Consider the following 700-nt stretch of genomic DNA (forward strand, 5'->3'; position numbering starts at 1 on the left):
GTCCTGCACCCAGCCCTGCGCCCAGGCCGGCCGCCGGCCCTCGCGCCCTGCCCCTGGACCCGGGCCTGGCCCCTGCCCCTCGCGCCCTCATCCTGCACCCGGGCCTGGCGCCCTGCCCCTGGGGCTCGGTCCAGCGGCCGCCCCCGGCCCTGGTCGCACGCGCCCGGCCGTACCGCCGCGGCATGACACCATCGGCGTGTGCTCGACATCGGCTACGCCCTCTCCAACCGCTTCCCGGACCCGCCGCAGACGGACTACCGGCGCGCGGACGTCCGCGCCCTGCGCCACGACCTCTTCTGCGGTGACGTCTACCTCGCCGACACCGAGAAGGACGAGGAGATCTCCACAGCCTGGGGATGGGTTCCGGTGCTCGACTTCGCCTGGGCGCTGTGCGACATCACCGAGGAGATCGACCACGACCCGGCCGGCTCCCGCGCCTCCCGCCCGCAGCGCGCGGAACTGGACTTCACCGAGTCCACCGACCGGCTCTACTTCGAGCGGCGCTTCGGCTGGGTCGAGATCGACGCCGACTGGATGACCACCGACGAGCCGCCCCTGCGGTTCTCCCACGCCGAGCTGCGGCGCGAGGCGCGGGACTTCCTGCACGACGTGATCGCCGACCTGGTCGACATGCACGAGGACCTCGGTGAGAACCCGGCCCTGTGGACCCTCCAGGCCCGCTTCCCCCGCCTCCCGTAGC

The 700-nt window shown here is 73.7% G+C and carries 1 protein-coding gene; it reads left to right on the top strand.

Annotation, left to right across the window (positions count from 1 at the left end):
* Window positions 1-198: 198 nt before the first annotated feature.
* A complete protein-coding gene (locus ACOV8S_RS01555) occupies window positions 199-699 on the top strand; it encodes a hypothetical protein (protein WP_448315534.1) in 501 nt (166 codons plus the stop codon).
* The last annotated feature ends 1 nt before the right edge of the window (window position 700 follow it).

This window comes from Streptomyces sp. CO7, assembly GCF_053474865.1.